Origin of the sequence: Chryseobacterium defluvii (assembly GCF_014204415.1) — a bacterium.
In the GTDB taxonomy this organism is placed as follows: Bacteria; Bacteroidota; Bacteroidia; order Flavobacteriales; family Weeksellaceae; genus Chryseobacterium; species Chryseobacterium defluvii_A.
Window position 1 is genome coordinate 121,246 of the sequence record NZ_JACHLE010000002.1, and the last position, 20,592, is coordinate 141,837.

The 20,592-nt window shown below is 39.6% G+C and carries 10 protein-coding genes; 1 reads left to right on the top strand and 9 read right to left on the bottom strand.

Features of this window, described 5'->3' with window-relative positions; all coding sequences use genetic code 11:
* Position 1: 1 nt before the first annotated feature.
* The gene (locus HNP38_RS09045; RefSeq protein WP_184188057.1) at positions 2-12,703 is read right to left on the bottom strand and encodes a hypothetical protein; all 12,702 of its coding nucleotides are present in this window, start codon (positions 12,701-12,703) and stop codon (positions 2-4) included.
* Between the two features lie 12 nt (positions 12,704-12,715).
* On the bottom strand, positions 12,716-13,270 hold the full coding sequence (locus tag HNP38_RS09050) for a hypothetical protein (protein WP_228461019.1): 555 nt from the start codon (positions 13,268-13,270) through the stop codon (positions 12,716-12,718).
* Between the two features lie 480 nt (positions 13,271-13,750).
* On the opposite strand from HNP38_RS09050, the gene HNP38_RS09055 reads away from it, so the two are divergent.
* Positions 13,751-14,602 carry a helix-turn-helix domain-containing protein gene (locus HNP38_RS09055; RefSeq protein ID WP_184188063.1) on the top strand — a complete coding sequence of 284 codons (852 nt, stop codon included), beginning with the start codon at positions 13,751-13,753 and terminating at the stop codon, positions 14,600-14,602.
* 71 nt (positions 14,603-14,673) lie between these two features.
* Here the strand turns inward: HNP38_RS09055 and HNP38_RS09060 are convergent, their stop codons facing one another.
* From HNP38_RS09060 to HNP38_RS09090, 7 genes are all read right to left on the bottom strand, one after another.
* Positions 14,674-15,348, bottom strand: a complete 675-nt coding sequence (locus HNP38_RS09060; RefSeq protein ID WP_184188078.1) for a superoxide dismutase — start codon at positions 15,346-15,348, stop codon at positions 14,674-14,676.
* Positions 15,349-15,375: 27 nt separating this feature from the next.
* Positions 15,376-16,056, bottom strand: coding sequence for an SCO family protein (locus tag HNP38_RS09065; protein ID WP_184188083.1), 681 nt, complete (start codon positions 16,054-16,056; stop codon positions 15,376-15,378).
* Positions 16,043-16,318 carry a YHS domain-containing protein gene (locus tag HNP38_RS09070; RefSeq protein WP_184188086.1) on the bottom strand — a complete coding sequence of 92 codons (276 nt, stop codon included), beginning with the start codon at positions 16,316-16,318 and terminating at the stop codon, positions 16,043-16,045. Before HNP38_RS09070 ends, HNP38_RS09065 begins: the two co-directional genes overlap by 14 nt.
* An 85-nt stretch (positions 16,319-16,403) precedes the next feature.
* Complete coding sequence (locus HNP38_RS09075; protein WP_184188089.1) at positions 16,404-16,763, bottom strand: hypothetical protein; 360 nt, start codon at positions 16,761-16,763, stop codon at positions 16,404-16,406.
* Between the two features lie 180 nt (positions 16,764-16,943).
* Positions 16,944-18,899: a heavy metal translocating P-type ATPase gene (locus HNP38_RS09080; RefSeq protein ID WP_184188092.1), complete on the bottom strand. Its 1,956-nt coding sequence runs from the start codon at positions 18,897-18,899 to the stop codon at positions 16,944-16,946.
* Between the two features lie 44 nt (positions 18,900-18,943).
* Positions 18,944-19,363, bottom strand: a complete 420-nt coding sequence (locus HNP38_RS09085; RefSeq protein ID WP_184188095.1) for a Fur family transcriptional regulator — start codon at positions 19,361-19,363, stop codon at positions 18,944-18,946.
* A gap of 11 nt (positions 19,364-19,374) precedes the next feature.
* Positions 19,375-20,592 (bottom strand): efflux RND transporter periplasmic adaptor subunit, encoded by a 1,218-nt coding sequence (locus HNP38_RS09090; RefSeq protein ID WP_184188098.1) that lies wholly within the window; start codon positions 20,590-20,592, stop codon positions 19,375-19,377.

The following is a 20,592-nucleotide window of genomic DNA, read 5'->3' on the forward strand; positions in this document are numbered from 1 at the left end:
GTTATTTTATTTTTCTGGTCAAAGAAGGATTAGTAATAATACATTTCGGACCACAGCTGAAATACAATGCTTCTACAAAGTCATAAACACCATTTCCGTTTAGGTCTAAAGGAGTTTTGTATGCGTTACTGTTCGGTGTAAAGATATTTCCGTTGGCATCGCTTATCACTATACCCTGCGTATTTACTGTTACAGCTCCGTTTCCTAATCTTCCGTTACCATCCATATCTGTGAATCCTGCTTCTGTAACGTCCGAACATCCGTCATTATCACTGTTAAGGTCTATATAATCAGGGTTGTCTGTAGCATCCGTATTCGGAATAGCTGAAAGAGGTTTTGCCCCTCCTGCTACTGAACCTGAAGTTGTGCTGGAGTCTATTGATGACAACAATCCGTCATAGTCTGCTTCATTACCGTCTGCCCTTCCATCATTGTCGGCATCTTCATTAGAGGCTTTATTGTTATCCCCTTCCAATACATCATAAATTCCATCGTTATCAGAGTCCAGATCCAGATAATCCATGATACCATCACCATCTGAGTCCACCGGAGTGATTCCTGATCCCGCCACAGTGGAAATACCATTAGGCTGGGCCGGTGATTCGGCATTAATGATGATACCCACCTGTGCTCCTGAATCTGCCGCGATCACTGCTGCATTTCCACCTTCCAACAGGTCACTTATTCCATCATTATCGGAGTCAAGATCTATCCTGTTATACATGATATCGTTATCAGAATTCAGGTTCGAAGGATCAGGTCCTCCTTCCAGAGTATCAAGTATTCCATCATTATCATCATCAAGATCTATTTTATCAAAAATACCATCTTTATCAAAGTCCGGACAGTTGCTAGAGCTTGCTGCTACAATTGCATAGGTATTATAGTTAGTCAGATAATTAGTGATGGCCACTCCGCTATCCGGGGCTGTTTCCAGATGGTCCGCAAAACCGTTGGTTCCATAAGGGCCTGCTGCCTGTGGGAAGCTGTTTCTTCCGTCATTTGGAGGGTAAACATTTGCTTCTGATAAATCAGGACATAGCAGATAGTTAGGTGAGTTATCAGGAGTATCACTATCCAGGTCAAATCTATTTACGATACCGTCAGCATCATCATCACAATCTATCGGTAATTTAATATTGATAGCGTAAGCAACCGTATTAGCAATAATTCTTGATAGGTTTCTGGTAGCCAGATCTGCATTGGTAACATTGAGTCCTGACATTCCGGCTCCTCCAGGAAGCACACTGTTATTAATCTGTGTAGCATCACTCAGAATAATATCATTATAAGGAATAGATCTTGAGATGGAAGATCTTCCGTAATAATCATTAAATAGTACGTCTAATCCCGCTCCACTGAATGTATTCTGTATTGTACCCTGCTGGTCAAACGTAGTAACTTCACCAAAGTTGGATCCCGTACCATAGAGAGAGAATCCGTTAGCTATTTTCACGTTACTGTTCACATTATTGTCATTCACATCAAAATCATAGAACCATGCCGCATTCTGAACTGAGAACACCAGGTTATCCACTTCATCATCCGACCAGTCTAAAATAGCACCCATCTGTGCTGCTGTCGCTGTTTCTCCCGCAGTACAATCTGTAGAAGGTAAGCCAGGCAAAGGTGCGTTAGTACACGGACTTGCACTTGAACCTATAAAAATCATATCTATATTCTGAGCAATAATATTTGCTTTTGTTACAGGATTGATTGCTACCCATTGTACTGTATATTTCATTGTACCGCTTGCTCCGAAGTTTCTTGGATCCAAAGTTACATTCTGCATATTGGTTAAGCTATTCAATGGTACTGTACCTGCCACATAACCTATTCTGAAGACAGAACCTCCGCAATGCTGGCTTTCTATAACATCTAAAATACCATCATTGTCATCATCAATATCAAGTACATCAGGAACACCGTCTGCATCAAAGTCAAGACATTTAACGAATTGAGACTTATTGGCATACAGGTCATACGTTTGAGAGTAATTAATGATACCGCTGTCTACTGCTGTCTCAACAGAGTCAGCCAATCCGTTTGCACCATAAGGCCCCGGAATAATTGAAGTTGAAGGGGTTGCTCCGGTTACATTGGATTCAAAAGCATCACTACAATTATCATCATCGCTGTCTGTATCTAATAAATTAGGACTTCCACAGGTTGGTTTAGGGTGTTCTCCCGGAACATACCCTCCAAATACCGGTACAATTTCCTGCATTATGTTGGTCGTTGTAGTTCCTGTTACTCCCAAAACTCTGTATTTAAAATATGAGGTTGTATTACTCAATGCGTTGATGACAATACTGGTGGTTCCTATCTGGCCCTGTGTATTATTATCAGTTGGCGTTGTCTGGGATGTTACTGTAACATTTCCTGTTAAGTTTACCCAGTTTATACCATTCCATCCGTCCAGGTGAACAATTGCTCCCGCACTTAGGAAAGACTGTCCTGCCACATCCATTGGGATTACCAATCTGGTAATGGCGGCTGTTGTAACCAAGTCTATTTCAAATATTGTTAGTCCTGCAATAGAGGTGCCTGCAGTCGTAAAGTTACCTCCCACAGTAGGTGTTGTATCCGGGAATCCTGATGACCCGTTTTCATAGATGGTATTAGACAACCTGTCTTTATTAGTAATAGGGAAATCAGAAAGGATCTGCGTAGGCTGTATTACTTCTACATAAGAGTAGAAACATTCAGGAGATTCAACACTATCCGGAACGCCATCATTATCATCGTCAAGGTCTTTTAAATCTCCTACGTCATCATTATCTGAGTCTATACATAAGTTACCTACCGCAGATAATGCATATGCTGCGTAAGTAGGCAAGAAATTGATTACTCCGCTATCCGGTGCAGATTCTAAACTATCTGATAATCCATTGGTTCCAAAGCTACCGTCAGCCAGTGTAAATGTTTCTTTGGTTTTAACAGTGGTTGCACCACCTTCATAGGAATCAAAACATCCATCCCCGTCACTGTCTGTATCTCTGTGGTTTACATTTCCATCATTATCCTCATCTTCCGTACACGTAGGTTTAGGGTGCTCACTTGCAATATAATTGATTATCGTATAAGTTATTTCCTGCATAGTGTTCGCAGAGCTATTTGCCGCGCCACCTAATCCATACAGCCTGTATTTAAAATAATTACCCATATTTATAGCTGGGGTAAAGATCTCAGCATTACCTGTAGCCGTTGCATCATAAGCTGTAGGTACAGTAAGGTCTATCCAGGTATATCCGTTCCATCCCTGCAATTTAGCCTGAGAGCTTGCTGTAAAGAAACTTGTAGTACTCGACATACTTACTGTTATTGTTCCTATCTGTACTGCATCAGGGAATGATAACTCAAAGATGCTTTTATTGGCTAATAACTGTGCTCCGGTAAAGGTTGCTGTCGTAGCAGGATTACTATCCATTAAATTGGCCAGTGTTCCTGTACTGAAAGTAAGTACCGATGATAAGGTAGGTAATAACTGATCTGAAGAATAAAAACAGTTTGTAGATTCTACAAAATCCGGAATACCGTCATTATCATCATCTATATCTTTACCATCCGCTATACCATCAGAATCATAATCGCCGCCGCATAATGTAATGCTTGACTTCAATGCATAAGTGGCATAAGTGGAAGTATAATTAATAATTCCATCATCAGCAACGGTTTCTAAAGAATTATATAAACCATTGGTTCCTACTGTTCCTGCAGGTAATACATTACTTGTAGTTGCTCCGCCTTCATAAGAATCCAGACATCCGTCGCCATCACTATCAGTATCCAGAGTATTGATAGTTCCGTCACTATCCGTATCCAGTGTACAGGTCGCTTTAGGGTGTGCTGCAGGATTATAAGGTGTAGATAATACCGGCACTATATCTCTCATATTATCCGTATTATCATTGCTTCCGGAAACACCAACAATCCTGTATTTAAGATATTGAGCTATATTCTGATTAAAGATCAGATTAACCTGGCTGTCTGCTTCCGTAGCTGTTGCCACGTAATTAGATGACATTACACTTACCCACTGATTGCCATCCCATCCTTCTACTTTTAAATTCGCCCCTGCATTGAAAGGATTGGCAGTAGTATTTAAATTGATATTAAGTTGGGACAACTGTATATAAACAGGGAATGTAAGTTCAAATATTATATTATTTATATATGTATTTGCTGTCGAGAAGTTAGCCACCGAAAGGATATTTCCATCGGTAAGGTTTACTAAACTTGCATTATTATTATTGGCTGTTGATGAAGCATATGCAAATGTATAAGGACTGGTTAATGTAAATGCTGTTGCTTCTTCCTGTAAATAATAACAATCTGGAGCTTCAATATTATCAGGGATACCATCATTATCATCATCAACATCTTTTAAATCTCCTACACCGTCCGCATCTGTATCTGTACATAGGTTTAAGGAAGATAAGTTAGCATAATGACCATAAGTAGATGCATAATTGATCGTACCGCTATCCGCTGTTATTTCCAAAGTATCTACCAATCCGTTAAGGCCTACTGATCCTGTAGGTAAAGCATTGCTTGTTGTAGCTCCTGCTTCATAAGAGTCTAAACATCCGTCACCGTCACTATCAGTATCCAAGGTATTGATGGTTCCGTCACTATCAGTGTCTACCGTACAGGTTGTTTTAGGATAATCCGATGCATTATAATTAGTAAATACCGGAATTAAATCTGTAATGTTATCGGTAGCATCCATTGAGCCTGATACCCCAAAGATTCTGTATTTCGTATATCTTCCTTCGTTTTGATTGACAGTATAAGTAACAATTGCATCTGCTTCAGCATTGGCAACAGGATTGTAATTAGCTGTCATTAAACTAACCCATGAGTTTCCGTTCCAGCCTTCCAACCTGGTCACTGAAGACACCGCCTGGCTGGTAATAAAGAATGGATTAGCTGTACTCAGTAAGTTCACATCTAATGCTGAAAGCTGAACGGCTGTAGGGAATGTAAGCTCCAGTACTGTGTTACTATTTAATACCTGTGCTGCTGCCAGATTCATATAAGTAGCAGGATTTCTATCGGCTACATAAGAAACGTTACCTCCCGCTACCGGTACGAAATCCCATGCATAATCACTGACTACCGTGAAAGCTGAGGCTTCGGCCTGCGTATAATAGCAGTCAGGAGCTTCAACAGCATCAGGAACCCCATCATTATCATCATCAATATCCTTTAAATCTCCTACTCCGTCTGAGTCACTATCCGCACATCCGCTTAGTGAAGCAAACAATGCTATTGTATCGTATGTTAAACTGTAATTACCTATTCCACTGTCTACAGAAGTTTCCACAGAGTCTGCCAAACCATTAGCTCCTACAGCTCCTGTCAACAATACATTGGTGTTGGTAGCTCCTCCTTCATAAGAATCTAAACATCCGTCACCATCACTGTCCGTATCCAAATGATTGACTGTTCCGTCACTGTCCGTATCATTCGTACAGGTCGGTTTAGGATAATTGGAAGAATGATAAGGAGCAAACGTAGGTACCAGTTCTGCGAAGTTGGTTCCGTCTGCCAATCCTGATACTCCGTAAATTCTGTACTTTATATATCTTCCTGCATTGGTCGTTACTGCATAATTCACTGTTCCCGCTGCATCACTCGCAGGGTTATAGTTTGTACTTAAAGGCAGCCATGCACTTCCATCCCAACCTTCTAATCGGGTGATTGAGGATATCGCAGGACTCGTTACATAGAATGGATTCTGGGTAACATGCACGACAGCCAGGTTAGACAATTGAACAGGGGTTGGATAGGTCAGTTCAAAGAATGTTTTACCTGTTACACTAACTGCTCCGGCAGGGCTAAATGCGGCATACGTAGCGGCATTGTTATCTTTCAGGTTGGTATCCAAAGTACCGCCGCCTCCGGTAAAGGTAAAGCCGAAACTACTGGTCGTTGTATATACTGAGGCTTCTGCCTGGGTGTAGAAACATCCCGGAGACTCATGATGGTCTACAATACCGTCATTGTCATCATCAATATCAGTATAATTATTTACTCCGTCAGTATCTGTATCTATACATTTACTTAATGTACTGATCAAAGCTACTGAGGTGTAAGTGGAATTGTAATTCAATACTCCGCTGTCTGCAGAGGTTTCCAATGTGTCGATCAATCCATTAACGCCTACTGATCCTGCAGGTAAAGCATTGCTTGTTGTAGCTCCTGCTTCATAAGAGTCTAAACATCCGTCACCGTCACTATCAGTATCCAAGGTATTGATAATGGTATCTCCGTCTGTATCAACAGTACAAGCGGTAGATTTAGGATATTCTGAGGCATTGTAGCTGGTAAATACAGGAACCAGATCTGTAATGTTTTCAGTATTATCCATTGAACCGGATAAACCGAATATTCTGTATTTTACATATTTTCCTGCATTCTGATTAACGGCATAGGTAATAACCATATCTGCCTCACCGTTTGCTGTTGGATTATAATTGGCCGACATCAGACTGATCCATGCATTTCCGTTCCAGCCTTCCAATCTCGTTACGGAGGAAGTGGCCTGGTTGGTCACAAAGAAAGGATTGGTGGTGGTATTCAACAGGTTCACATCCAATGCTGAAAGCTGAACGGCTGTAGGGAATGTAAGCTCCAATACCGTATTATTATTTAATACCGGTGCAGGAACTAAATTCATATAAGTGGCCTGGTTGCCATCTGCTACGTAAGAAAGGGCTCCGCCTGCTACAGGAACAAAATCCCATGTGAAGTCACTGGTAACCGTGAATGCCGAAGCTTCTGCCTGGGTGTAATAACATGCCGGCGCTTCTGTAGCATCAGGAACTCCGTCGTTATCATCATCAAGATCTTTCAAATCTCCTACTCCATCCGAATCGCTGTCAGGACAGGCATTAAGGGTTGTTAAAAGAGCAACGGTATCATAAGTGGATGTATAATTTCCTATTCCACTATCTACAGAAGTTTCCACAGAGTCTGCCAAACCATTAGCTCCTACAGCTCCTGTCAACAATACATTGGTGTTGGTAGCTCCTCCTTCATAAGAATCTAAACATCCGTCACCATCACTGTCCGTATCCAAATGATTGACTGTTCCGTCACTGTCCGTATCATTCGTACAGGTCGGCTTAGGATAATTGGAAGAATGATAAGGAGTAAACGTAGGTACCAGTTCTGCGAAGTTGGTTCCGTCTGCTAATCCTGATACTCCGTAAATTCTGTACTTTATATATCTTCCTGCATTGGTCGTTACTGCATAATTCACTGTTCCCGCTGCATCACTCGCAGGGTTATAGTTTGTACTTAAAGGCAGCCATGCACTTCCATCCCAACCTTCTAATCGGGTGATTGAGGATATCGCAGGACTCGTTACATAGAATGGATTCTGGGTAACATGCACTACGGCCAGGTTAGACAATTGAACAGGGGTTGGATAGGTCAGTTCAAAGAATGTTTTACCTGTTACACTAACTGCTCCGGCAGGGCTAAATGCGGCATACGTAGCGGCATTGTTATCTTTCAGGTTGGTATCCAAAGTACCTCCGCCTCCGGTAAAGGTAAAGCCGAAACTACTGGTCGTTGTATATACTGAGGCTTCTGCCTGGGTGTAGAAACATCCCGGAGACTCATGATGGTCTACAATACCGTCATTGTCATCATCAATATCAGTATAATTATTTACTCCGTCAGTATCTGTATCTATACATTTGCTTAATGTACTGATCAAAGCTACTGAGGTGTAAGTGGAATTGTAATTCAATACTCCGCTGTCTGCAGAGGTTTCCAATGTGTCGATCAATCCATTGGTTCCTACTGATCCTGCAGGTAAAGCATTGCTTGTGGTGGCTCCTGCTTCATAAGAGTCTAAACATCCGTCACCGTCACTATCAGTATCCAAGGTATTGATAATGGTATCTCCGTCTGTATCAACAGTACAAGCGGTAGATTTAGGATATTCTGAGGCATTGTAGCTGGTAAATACAGGAACCAGATCTGTAATGTTTTCAGTATTATCCATTGAACCGGATAAACCGAATATTCTGTATTTTACATATTTTCCTGCATTCTGATTAACGGCATAGGTAATAACCATATCTGCCTCACCGTTTGCTGTTGGATTATAATTGGCCGACATCAGACTGATCCATGCATTTCCGTTCCAGCCTTCCAATCTCGTTACGGAGGAAGTGGCCTGGTTGGTCACAAAGAAAGGATTGGTAGTGGTATTCAACAGGTTCACATCTAATGCTGAAAGCTGAACGGCTGTAGGGAATGTAAGCTCCAATACCGTATTATTATTTAATACCGGTGCAGGAACTAAATTCATATAAGTGGCCTGGTTGCCATCTGCTACGTAAGAAAGGGCTCCACCTGCTACAGGAACAAAATCCCATGTGAAGTCACTGGTAACCGTGAATGCCGAAGCTTCTGCCTGGGTGTAATAACATGCCGGCGCTTCTGTAGCATCAGGAACTCCGTCGTTATCATCATCAAGATCTTTCAAATCTCCTACTCCATCCGAATCGCTGTCAGGACAGGCATTAAGGGTTGTTAAAAGAGCAACGGTATCATAAGTGGATGTATAATTTCCTATTCCGCTATCTACAGAAGTTTCCACAGAGTCTGCCAAACCGTTGGCTCCTACTGAACCTGATGGTAATGCATTACTTGTTGTGGCTCCTGATTCATAGGAGTCTAAACATCCGTCGCCATCACTGTCCGTATCCAAATGATTGACTGTTCCGTCACTGTCCGTATCGTTCGTACAGGTTGGCTTAGGATAGTAAGAAGCGTTAAAAGGTGCAAAGGTAGGCACCAGTTCTGCGAAGTTGGTTCCGTCAGCCTGTCCTGATACTCCATAAATTCTGTATTTGATATATCTTCCTGCATTGGTCGTTACTGCATAATTCACTGTTCCCGCTGCATCACTCGCAGGGTTATAATTTGTGCTCAACGGTTGCCAAGAGTTTCCATCCCAGCCTTCTAATCGGGTGATTGAAGAGTTTGCAGGACTGGTTACATAGAATGGATTCTGGGTAACATGCACTACGGCCAGGTTAGACAATTGAACAGGAACAGTATATGTTAATTCAAAAAATGTTCTTCCCGTTACATTGGTAGCACCTGCGGGGCTAAATGCGGCATACGTAGCGGCATTGTTATCTTTCAGGTTGGTATCCAAAGTACCTCCGCCTCCGGTAAAGGTAAAGCCGAAACTACTGGTCGTTGTATATGAAGATACTTCTGCCTGGGTATAAAAACATCCCGGAGATTCTATCGTATCATTTACTCCGTCATTATCGTCATCAATATCTATAAGATCGCTCACTCCATCAGTGTCTGTATCTATACATTTATTAATGGTATTGGACAGGGCTACGGTAGTATAGGTGGAATTGTAATTCAATACTCCACTGTCTGCAGTTGATTCTACCGAATTATCAAGACCATTTGTCCCAACTGCCCCTAAAAGCAATGCATTAGTGTTGGTAGCACCTGCTTCATAAGAATCCAGACATCCGTCACCATCACTGTCGGTATCCAGATGATTTACCGTTCCATCACTGTCGGTATCATTAGTACAGGTTGGTTTAGGATAATAAGCAGGCACATAAGTTGAATAAACCGGTGTTACTTCTACAAAATTAGCTCCGTCAGCCAACCCTGAAAGACCTACAATTCTATATTTGATATATTTTCCCGCATTGGTACTTACATTGTAATTACGCGAAGTATCTGCTGTATTATTGGCAGGTGTATAAGTAACACTTAAAGGCAGCCAGGAATTTCCGTCCCAGCCTTCCAGTCTGGTCACCGAAGTGGTTGCTGCTGTTCCTGCAAAGAACGGGTTTCCTGAAGCTCCGAAAACAACATTTACATCAGATAACTGAATAGGAATGGTATAGGTTAATTCGAAGAAAGTTCTGCCTGTAACATCCACGTTTCCTGCAGGATTAAAGGTGGCAGTAGTAGCCGTATTGTTATCTTTAAGGTTAGTATCTAAAGTAGCTCCTCCTCCCGTAAACGTAAAGCCAAAACTACTGGTGGTGGTATAAGAAGATGCCTCTGCCTGGGTATAGAAGCACCCAGGAGACTCCTGATGGTCTGTAGAGCCGTCATTATCATCATCAATATCGTCATAATTGTTTACTCCGTCTGAATCCGAATCTATACATTTGCTGATATTGTTTTGTAAAGCAAGCGGAACATAAGTAGAATTATAATTTAATACTCCACTATCTGCAGCTGTTTCTACTGCATTGTCAAGCCCGTTCGTTCCAACAGTGCCCAATAATAATACATTGCTGCCTGTAGCTCCTGATTCAAAAGAGTCTAAACATCCGTCCCCGTCACTATCTGTATCCAGATGGTTAACTGTTCCGTCGCCATCTGTATCATTGGTGCATGTAGGTTTTGGGAAAGCTGTTGGAGAAAAGGCGCTCATTGTTACAACAATATCTGAGATCGATATTCCATCTGCCATTCCTGAAATACCATAAATCCTATATTTGATATATTTACCGGCATTGGTTGTAACGGCATATGTCTGTGTTACGGCTGTATTATTAGCAGGATTATAAGTGGCACTCAAAGGTAACCATGAATTGCCATCCCAACCTTCTAATCTCGTTACTGATGAAACAGCTGCACTGGTTATATAGAATGGATTTCCGGTAACCATTACCACACTTACATCTGATAATTGCACCGGAGTAGCGTAGGTAAACTCAAAGAAAGTTTTCCCTGTAACATTAGTAGCTCCTGAAGGGCTAAACGTAACATAAGTTGCAGTACTTCCGTCTTTAAGATTGGTATCCAAAGTTCCACCACCGCCTGTATAGGTAAAATTAAAATCACTGGCTGTGGTATACTGAGAAATTTCTGCCAAAGTATAGAAACAGTTTGGAGACTCCTGATGATCTGTGGCTCCATCGTTATCATCATCTATATCATTATAATCGCTCACCCCATCATTATCTGTATCTGTACATTTATTCACATTGGCAGTCAGAGCAACTGAAGTATAGGATGAATTGTAGTTTAATATTCCACTGTCTGCAGATGATTCTACTGCATCATCCAGTCCATTGGCTCCCACTGTACCGGAAAGCAATACATTGGTGTTAGCAGCTCCTGCTTCATAAGAATCAAGACATCCGTCACCATCACTGTCTGTATCTAAATGGTTCACTGTTCCGTCACTGTCTGTATCATCGGTACAGATAGCTTTCGGGTAGTTACTGGAATTAAAATTGGAGGCCATTACTGGTACAACATCCGTAAAATTGGCCCCGTCAGCTAATCCAGAAACCCCTACGATCCTATATTTTATATATCTTCCTGCATTGGTGGTTACTGAGTAACTGCGAGAAGTATCCGAAGTATTATTTGCGGGTGTGTAAGTAACACTTAAAGGCAGCCAGGAATTTCCGTCCCAGCCTTCTAATCTGGTTACTGATGTAGTAGGAGTAGGTGTTGTATAGAACGGGTTTCCGGAGGTTCCGAAAAGAACATTCACAGCCGATAATTCAACCGGTATATTGTATGTTAATTCGAAGAAAGCTTCTCCCGTTACATCTACATTTCCTGCCGGACTAAAGGTAGCGGTCGTCGCTGTATTATTGTCCTTAAGGTTAGTATCCAAAGTACCTCCACCTCCTGTGAAGGTGAACGCAAAATCACTGGTAGTAGTATATTGTGCAGCTTCTGCAGGGGTATAAAAACAGTTCGGAGATTCCTGATGATCCGTAGAACCATCATTATCATCGTCAATATCTGTAACATTATCTACACCATCACTATCTGTATCTGCACATTTGTTTATGCTATTTGATATAGCTACCGGAGTATAGGTGGAGTTGTAATTAACTATTCCGCTGTCTGCTGAAGTCTCCAGAGAATTATATAAACCATTGGTTCCTATAGTTCCTGAAGGCAAAGTATTGCTTGATGTGGCGCCACCTTCAAAAGAATCCAGGCAGCCATCATTATCACTATCCGTATCTAAATGGTTTGGAGTTCCGTCCCCATCGGTATCATTGGTACAGGAAGGTTTCGGGTAAAGACTTGAATTAAGCGGGGAAAGAACAATATCTTTAAAAACATTGGCTGTAGTGTTTGTTGAACCCAATGTTCCGTAAACTCTGTAAAATTTATATTTTCCCTGATTCTGATTGACCGTGAAATTCACAAAATAATCAGATTCCGTTGTGGTAAGGAGATCTCCTACCAGGTTGAGGCTTGTCCACGAGGAACCATTATTTGAACCTTCCAGCCTGAAAGTACCGTTAAAGTTTGATGCTGTACCTACAGTATGGATATTAATTCCCGTAAGTTCAACAGGGGTTACAAACTCCAATGTTAAAACTTCTGAAGGAGACGTCAGATAATTGGCATGTGCTACAGAAAGGTTTCCTCTGGTATTATCTTTTCCATCGGTTAAGTTTGTTGCCGCACCTGCGGACAGTCCTATGGAACTTGTAAGGATAAATGCTTTCAGTTCTGCCTGTGAATAAAAGCAGCCCGGGCTTTCTACAGCATCCGGTATCCCGTCATTATCATCATCTATGTCATTAACGTTCAATATTCCGTCTCCATCAGTATCTTGCGCATAAGAAAAGCACGGAGTCAACAATAGTAACAGGAAAATAAAACACACAATACTTCTGTGGGTTCTAAAAGAATGTTTCTCTTTCATTTCATTTGGTTTTTATTTGACTACAAAAAGCACGTTAATGACTGAACATTCCGTAACCGAGTTGCCAATCACATTATAAGTCAGGACACCATCATCTGTAAGCGATAACCCGCTCATGAGATTAGAATCGTAGTTAAGGACATAATAATCCAGTTCTGTCTTCGCATAAACGGGGATTGTTCCTCCGCTCGTGGCTGAAGGGGAACCAAACTGGTTTAAATATTGCTGATACAGATCTACCTGCTGATTATTTGCAATAACAGATAAATCAATCGCTATGCTGGGAGCATAAAAGTGTTTTAAAACTTTATCTTGCCGAGACAACACACAGTTCCATACGGGACTGGTATCTGTTCCTGAATTTTGCTCCATGCACTGGTTGTCTCTGTTCCAGATCACCAAGCCATGTGCAGGGCTTGCAATGAGGTTTCTCTCGGAAGTTAGCATTCGGGGAACCAATACTCCATGATTTTTTGCGGGATCTGAAATTGACTTTTCAGAGACATGTAAAGCGGCACTTGGATCAGGATTATTAGTTCCTATTCCAATCTGAGCTTGGACATTCAACAAAAAAAGGAGTGTGAAAAAAAGCAGTAAATTTCTCATCATATTTGAACCTTAGGGTTAAGAAGTTTTTGAATAAAATGTTCATTTTATTTAACATAAAATATAGCATCTCTTATTCTATGCATTAAAATTACATTGAAAGGATTGAATAATTGTTGAAAGTTTAAAGCATTTTATAAAAATACCACTCTACAAACAAACAGTTCTGAATTACAATACTTTACATATAATAACTCTAAAAAACGCAGTGTTAAATTCAGTATTTCAACTTATTTTATTTTTGTTTCAGTTTATTTTATATTTTTGTTTGGTAAGCACTTTAATTGAGTAAACTTAAAAAAACACAACCCTCAAATGTCAGTAAAAGAGCAAATACTACAAGAGAAATCCAGCTACAGATACAATTATCTACTGTCTATTCTGTCCATTTTTTTCTGTTGTTCCGTAGTAGCTTATATAAGTAATGAGAAAATAGTTGCCTTGAGTATACTCATTGGGTTTCTTTTAATCATCGTTCTTTCATTTTTAGTCGTAAACAGTGAACATACTTATGATATATCAACAAGCAAACGTTTCTCCGTCATATTAAATATAATACTGCTGTTCTATATCATTAACTGGTGGAATGATATCCCGGTACTGATGGTATTTTTTGTAATAGCATCCTCCAGCTATGTAAGTATCTACTCTTTTAAAACCACTGTATTATTAACAGCTGTTCATTGTATGATCATGATTTTTCTTCCTGTACTGGATACATTTTATGATCTGAGAATACTTGATGAATACGCTCCTCTTGCCCCGTCATTCATTAAAATACAGACCATACTTATTTTAATATTTTCAACGGGATTATTGCTGTTAAATATTTACCATTATACAAGAATATACAGGCTGGAGATCTTATTGGAAATAAAGGGAGACCCTTCTAATGAGGAAGAGAACACACCCTTTCAGCCTATAGAAAAAATTGAAGATCCGAAATTTGATCTTATCTATAATGAAATCCTGAATTATTTTGATACTTACAAGCCTTATCAGGATCCCGATTTTAACCTGGCAAAACTGGCAAGAGCCGTCAGTTCCAATACCTATTATGTATCTGTGGCCTTAAATCAAAAATCAAAAATGAATTTTAAATCCTTTTTAAATACCTACAGGATAGAGCAGGTGAAGGAAGAACTCAAAAACAGTAAGCATAAAAAATTCACTTTAAAGCATATTTATACAAAAGCCGGATTTACCCATCAATCTACATTTAACAGGATATTTAAACAAATTGAAGGAATTTCTCCCAATGAATTTATAAAACAAATAGAAATCGCCGGATAATTTCACATCACTCATAAAAACAGCACGGCTATTACATTAGCGTGCTGTTTTTTGATTTACAAATGGAATATTTACTTTTTAGATAAGGCCTCTTCGTACCTTTTACTTACCTCTTTCCAGTTGATCACGTTCCAGATCGCAGCAAGGTAATCTGCCCTTTTATTCTGGTATTTTAAATAATAAGCATGCTCCCAGACATCTATTCCCAAAACCGGAGTACCTTGTTCTTCCACAACATCCATTAATGGGTTATCCTGATTAGGGGTGGAAGAAACAAATAATTTCCCGTTTTTATCTACGGAAAGCCATGCCCATCCCGATCCGAAACGGTCAGCTCCTGCTTTACCCAGTTTTTCTTTAAACGCTTCTACACTTCCAAAGGAGTCATTGATGGCCTTTGAAAGCTTTGCGGATGGCTGTGTATTTTTTTCGGGGGTAAGGATAGTCCAGAAAAGTTCATGGTTATAATGCCCACCGGCATTATTTCTAATCGCAGGGCTCAAAGTGGAAACCTTAGAGAGGATCTGATTTAAATTTTCTTTTTCCTGCGGTGTTCCTGCAACAGCCTTATTGAGATTAGACGCATAGGCTGCTCCATGCTTTGAATAATGAATTTCCATAGTCTGGGCATCAATAGAACCTTCCAAAGCATTATACGCATACAGTAACGGTGCCTGTTTAAACTGAGCAAAAGTAAATTGCGCTATAAATACCGCGCTTAAAGCAGCTACTTTCAAAATATTCATACAATTTTGTTTTATGGTTTAACAATATTATTTTAATAATTTCCTGATGTCCTCAATCAGGGTTTCTCTGTCAGGATGATACTTTCCTGTAAGTTTGGGTATTTTTCCTTCCGGGTCTTCATAATTCAGTCCTGAATAATACAAGATCGGCGTATTGTCTTTATTATATCGGCAACGGATATTCCCGTCTTTATCTACAAGAGCGATCATCCCGCTATGATTAAGACTTTCTCCTTCATCTTCTTCATCCCCTACATAAATATTAAAGTTATCGGCAAGGTTTCCAATATACGTTCTGTCTCCGGTCAGGAAATGCCAGTTAGATGATTTTACTCCTATTCTTGCGGCGTGCCGACGTAAAATTTCAGGAGTGTCATTCTGCGGATCAATACTGATGGAAATTATCCCGAAATCATTGTCATTGATCTCCTTTTCTATGGCTTTCATATTGGTATTCATTACCGGACAGATCGTAGGACACTGACTAAAGAAAAATTCTACAAGATATACTTTTCCCAACATATCCTTATTGGTGATTTTCTTATTATTCTGATCTGTAAGCTCAAAATCCGGAATTTTCATTACAGTATAAAGACTTTTTTTAAAATAGCGCATTCCAATACCAATTCCCAGAAAAATAAGGCCAAAAACCACAACCGGGATCATTATTTTAAGCTTCGTATTGGCTGTCTTTTTATTTTTGGACATATTTTCCGGGGGTTTTCCTGAATTCTTCTTTGCAATAGGCACTGCAAAAACCATACACTTTATTTTTATATACAGCAGTATCTTTTAAATATTCAGCCGTTTTCATATGGCAGATCGGGTCTTCCGAATTCACTGTTCTTACGTTTTTTATATTCCCTTTGGATGAATTCATAGTCTGTTTATGTTTTACTTTAGGTGTTTCCTGAGCACAGGACATTAGTGATACAGACAGCAACACCATCAAAATGATTTTAGATTTCATTAAAAATGATAATTGAAATTAATGATAAATGAATGTGAGTTCCTGATTCTAAGATCAAAAACCGAAACGTAAATTAAATATCTACCTAAACTAAAGGAGGATGAAATATCTGAGAAGAATATTCCGAAGTATAGAAATAAAAATAATCCGGAGTTGAAGTTCTTATCAGGTAATCAAAATTTTCATTAGTAAATGATAGGATGTTCTCCGAAAGGAATGTATCTAACCCTATCATTTTAATCGTTTGAGGAGTATTGGATTGCTTCTCTGCCTGAGCCAGCTCTTTTTCAACATAACATTTCCCATTACATGTTGATTGGGGTCTGCTCCTGTTCTCACAGAGATTTTTAACAATATATTCGTAATTCACCACGTAATTCACTAATGGCAGCACAGGACGTATTGCGATCATAAAAATGATGAATATGGAAATGAAAAACTTCAATGTTAAGTTTTGTATTACAAATATAACCTTCAAAATTATTGCATACTTCATTTATGATGAAAGTCATTGATATCTTTTTTTGAGTTACCACAGATTACACGGATTAACACAGATGTTTATGTTTTATTTTTGATTTGTGAAAATCTGTGTAATCTGTGGTATGTATATAATTCTTTATATTCAAAACTTCATTCTTTGAATTCTTACAGCATTTAAAATAGCCAGTAAGGCAACTCCTACATCAGCAAAGACGGCTTCCCACATCGTTGCTAAACCTCCTGCTCCCAGGATCAATACAATTCCTTTGACAACAAAGGCTAAAATGATATTTTGCCATACAATCTTCTTGGTCTGCTTACCGATGTTAATCGCCATTGGTATTTTGCTCGGCATATCATCCTGAATCACTACATCTGCGGTTTCAATAGTAGCATCGCTCCCCAATCCTCCCATTGCAATTCCTACATCACTTAAAGCTACAACAGGAGCATCATTCACTCCGTCGCCTACAAAGACAACACTTTGATTTTTCGACTTAATCTCTTTTACTTTATTTACTTTATCTTCAGGAAGTAAATCTCCGTAAGCATTCTGAATTCCCAATGCATCTGCAACGTATTTTACTACGGAAGATTTATCTCCGCTTAGCATTGTCGTTTTTACATTGAGTCCTTTCAGCTTATTTATGGTTAATTGCGCATCTGTTTTAATACGATCTGCAATGGTAAGATAACCTATAAACTTCTTATCAAAGGCCACCGCTATTAAAGTATAAACAATATTCTCAGGCTTCATATCATAGCTGATATTAAATCTATCCATCAGCTTAAAATTTCCTACCAACAATTCTTTTCCATTAATACTTGCCTTTAAACCATGTCCTCCAATCTCCTCTACATTTTCCAATGGAACAGTGTGATCTATTTCTCCGACATAATTATGAATAGCCGTAGCAACCGGATGGGTGCTTTTACTCTCCAGGACATTCACAAATTTCAGTATTTCATTCTTATCAAATTCATTTTTGAAATTTACTTCCTGAACCTGAAAAACGCCTTCCGTCATGGTTCCTGTTTTATCCATCACCACATTCTGAACGTTTGCCAATATATCTAAGAAATTGCTTCCTTTAAATAAGATCCCATTTCTGCTTCCGGCACCGATTCCTCCGAAATACCCTAGCGGAATAGAGATCACCAAAGCACACGGACAGGAAATCACAAGGAAGATCAATGCTCTGTACAGCCAGTCTTTAAACTGGTAATCAGCTACAAAAAAGTAAGGCAGCAAAGCAATTCCAATCGCCAGAAACACTACGATCGGGGTATATATTTTTGCGAATTTTCTGATGAACAGCTCCGTTGGCGCTTTTTGTGCCGTTGCATTCTGAACCAATTCCAAAATTTTACTCAGCTTACTGTCCTGATAAGCTGTAGTCACTTTTACCTGGGAAATGGTATTCAGGTTGATCATTCCGGCTAAAACAGTTTCTCCTTTTGACTTCGTATCAGGCTTGCTTTCCCCGGTAAGCGCAGCAGTATTGAACGATGCGGTTTCAGATAAAAGCTCTCCATCTAACCCTAATTTTTCACCGGATTTTAATTGAATAATCTCTCCGACATTCACTGCTTCTGCCTTTACCGTCTGCGGCTGTCCGTCTTTTATAACGGTAACCTCATCGGGTCGCTGATCCAGCAATGCCTTGATATTACTTTTTGCCCTTGTAACAGCCATTGCTTGGAAAACTTCTCCTACTGAATAAAAAAGCATGACAGCAACACCTTCAGGATATTCTCCAATGGCAAATGCCCCGATTGTGGCAATTCCCATTAAGAAAAATTCTGAAAATACATCTCCTTTAATGATACTTTGCCCGGCTTCTTTTAATACAGGGAAACCTACCGGAGCATAGGACACTAAATACCAAATCAAACGTACCCATCCTGAAAACCATTCCTGCTTTATATAATTGTCCAAGGCAATTCCTATCAACAACAACCCTAAAGAAATAATTGCCGGAAGAAACATCTGAAACGCAGACTGTTCTCCGGTATCATGAGAATGGTCATGATTATGGCCATCACCTTCAACATGGTTATGTTCTTTTTTCGGTTTTGTATTACAACATTCTTCCATAATTGATAATTTTCATTAAATTTAGTTGTATCATAAATGCAATGCTATTGCAAACTTTCCAGACAGTTTTCACAAATCCCTTTCGCAAAAAGCCTGATCTCATCAATCCTGAAATTCGTTTTAATGTTTTCCGGGAATGAAATATCTTCTTTACATGTCGTCTGCTTACAGATCTTACAGTAAAAATGCAGATGCCAGTCTTTATGGGTCTGCTCGTCACAACCATCATGGCAAAGTTTATATTTTGTGGTCGTATTTTCCTGTATACTGTGGACAATCCCTTTTTCTCCAAACGTTTTCAGTGTCCTGTAAATGGTGGTTCTATCAGCATTTTCAAAATGGTTTTCTATTTCGGAAAGCGATGATGCCGCTTCCTGGGAACTTAGAAAATCATACACCAGGATTCTCATACTTGTTGGTTTGGTGTTTTTATCCATCAGTTTATTTTCAATGTCTTTTTTCATGATTTCAAGTATTAATGTTCATGACCTCCGGAATTTACCAGCTTAGCATTAATAAAAAATGCTCCTTTTATGGCAATTTTAGCCCCCTGAGGAATGGTTTTCACAGGTGTAATGGCAGTATATCCCATTTCCGAAGTACCTCTTACGACTTCTATTCTTTCAAAGTTAACGGTTTTTCCGTGGGATTTTTCTTCTTTTGAATGTTGTTCTTCCGAATGTTCCTCTTTATTGCTTACAAGGAATATATAATCTTTTCCGTCTGCGCTTGTAATGGCACTGTTCGGAACAGCGGGCATCAGTTGATTGCTTAAACTTACAACCGCTGTAGTATTCATCCCGTCGATCAGGTTCGTTTTATTTCCTTTAACTTTACAATGGATAGGAACTGTTTTGCTTTGATTTTCAAATGCACTTCCAATGCTGTACACCTCAGCATCATATTCTTCAATGGGATTATTCGTTAAGGTAAAATGAATCTTCTGACCTACTTTTATCAATGGAAGATCTTTCTCAAAAACCTGCAAATCCAGGTGTAATGAGCTGTTATCTACAATTTCGGCAACTGGTGTGGAAACGTCTATGTAACTTCCAATCTGCAGAAAAACATTGCTGATTGCTCCACTGATGGGAGCTGTAACAGCAAGACCGGATCTAAGGTTTTTATTGGAAATTCCGGCAGGACTTATTCCCATCATCTGAATTTGCCTTTGAAGGGAAGCTCTTCTTGTTCTTAATGTTTTTAATTCTGCTTCTGCATTTTGGAGGTTCTTTTTGGCACCTGCGTCATTATCAAAAAGCTCTTTCTGTCTTCTGTATTCCTGCTCTGCAAAGGTGATACGGCTTCCTGTTGTGAGATAATCTTCCTGCAGCTGTATGAATTCAGGATTGGCAATAGTAGCAATTACCTGCCCTTTCCTCACAAAATCTCCTACCTGAACATTTAATGTTTTGATTACCCCTCCATAGAGAGAAGTGGCATTGGCCTTATTGTTATTGGGAACACTCAATGCTCCGTTGGCTTTGATGGTTGCTGTAAGTTCTTTCATTTCGATCTGTCCTAAAGAAACACCTACTGCATTCATTTGCTCCTGAGTAAGTGCTGCCAATTCTGAATCCTCATGCTTCGAATGTTCTTCTGCTTTTTGTTTTGTTTCCGTTACACTTTCCTTCTTTTCACAACTTACAAGAAATAAAGCCAGAAAAGCCAGGATAATTATATTTAATTTCAT

Bases quoted from the DNA above. Each gene is read 5' to 3' on its own strand.
- HNP38_RS09085 (WP_184188095.1), bottom strand. From the start codon at position 19,363: ATGAAAAAAGACATTGAAAATAAACTGATGGATAAAAACACCAAACCA.
- HNP38_RS09060 (WP_184188078.1), bottom strand. From the start codon at position 15,348: ATGAATATTTTGAAAGTAGCTGCTTTAAGCGCGGTATTTATAGCGCAA.
- HNP38_RS09090 (WP_184188098.1), bottom strand. From the start codon at position 20,592: ATGAAATTAAATATAATTATCCTGGCTTTTCTGGCTTTATTTCTTGTA.
- HNP38_RS09070 (WP_184188086.1), bottom strand. From the start codon at position 16,318: ATGAAATCTAAAATCATTTTGATGGTGTTGCTGTCTGTATCACTAATG.
- HNP38_RS09080 (WP_184188092.1), bottom strand. From the start codon at position 18,899: ATGGAAGAATGTTGTAATACAAAACCGAAAAAAGAACATAACCATGTT.
- HNP38_RS09065 (WP_184188083.1), bottom strand. From the start codon at position 16,056: ATGTCCAAAAATAAAAAGACAGCCAATACGAAGCTTAAAATAATGATC.
- HNP38_RS09045 (WP_184188057.1), bottom strand. From the start codon at position 12,703: ATGAAAGAGAAACATTCTTTTAGAACCCACAGAAGTATTGTGTGTTTT.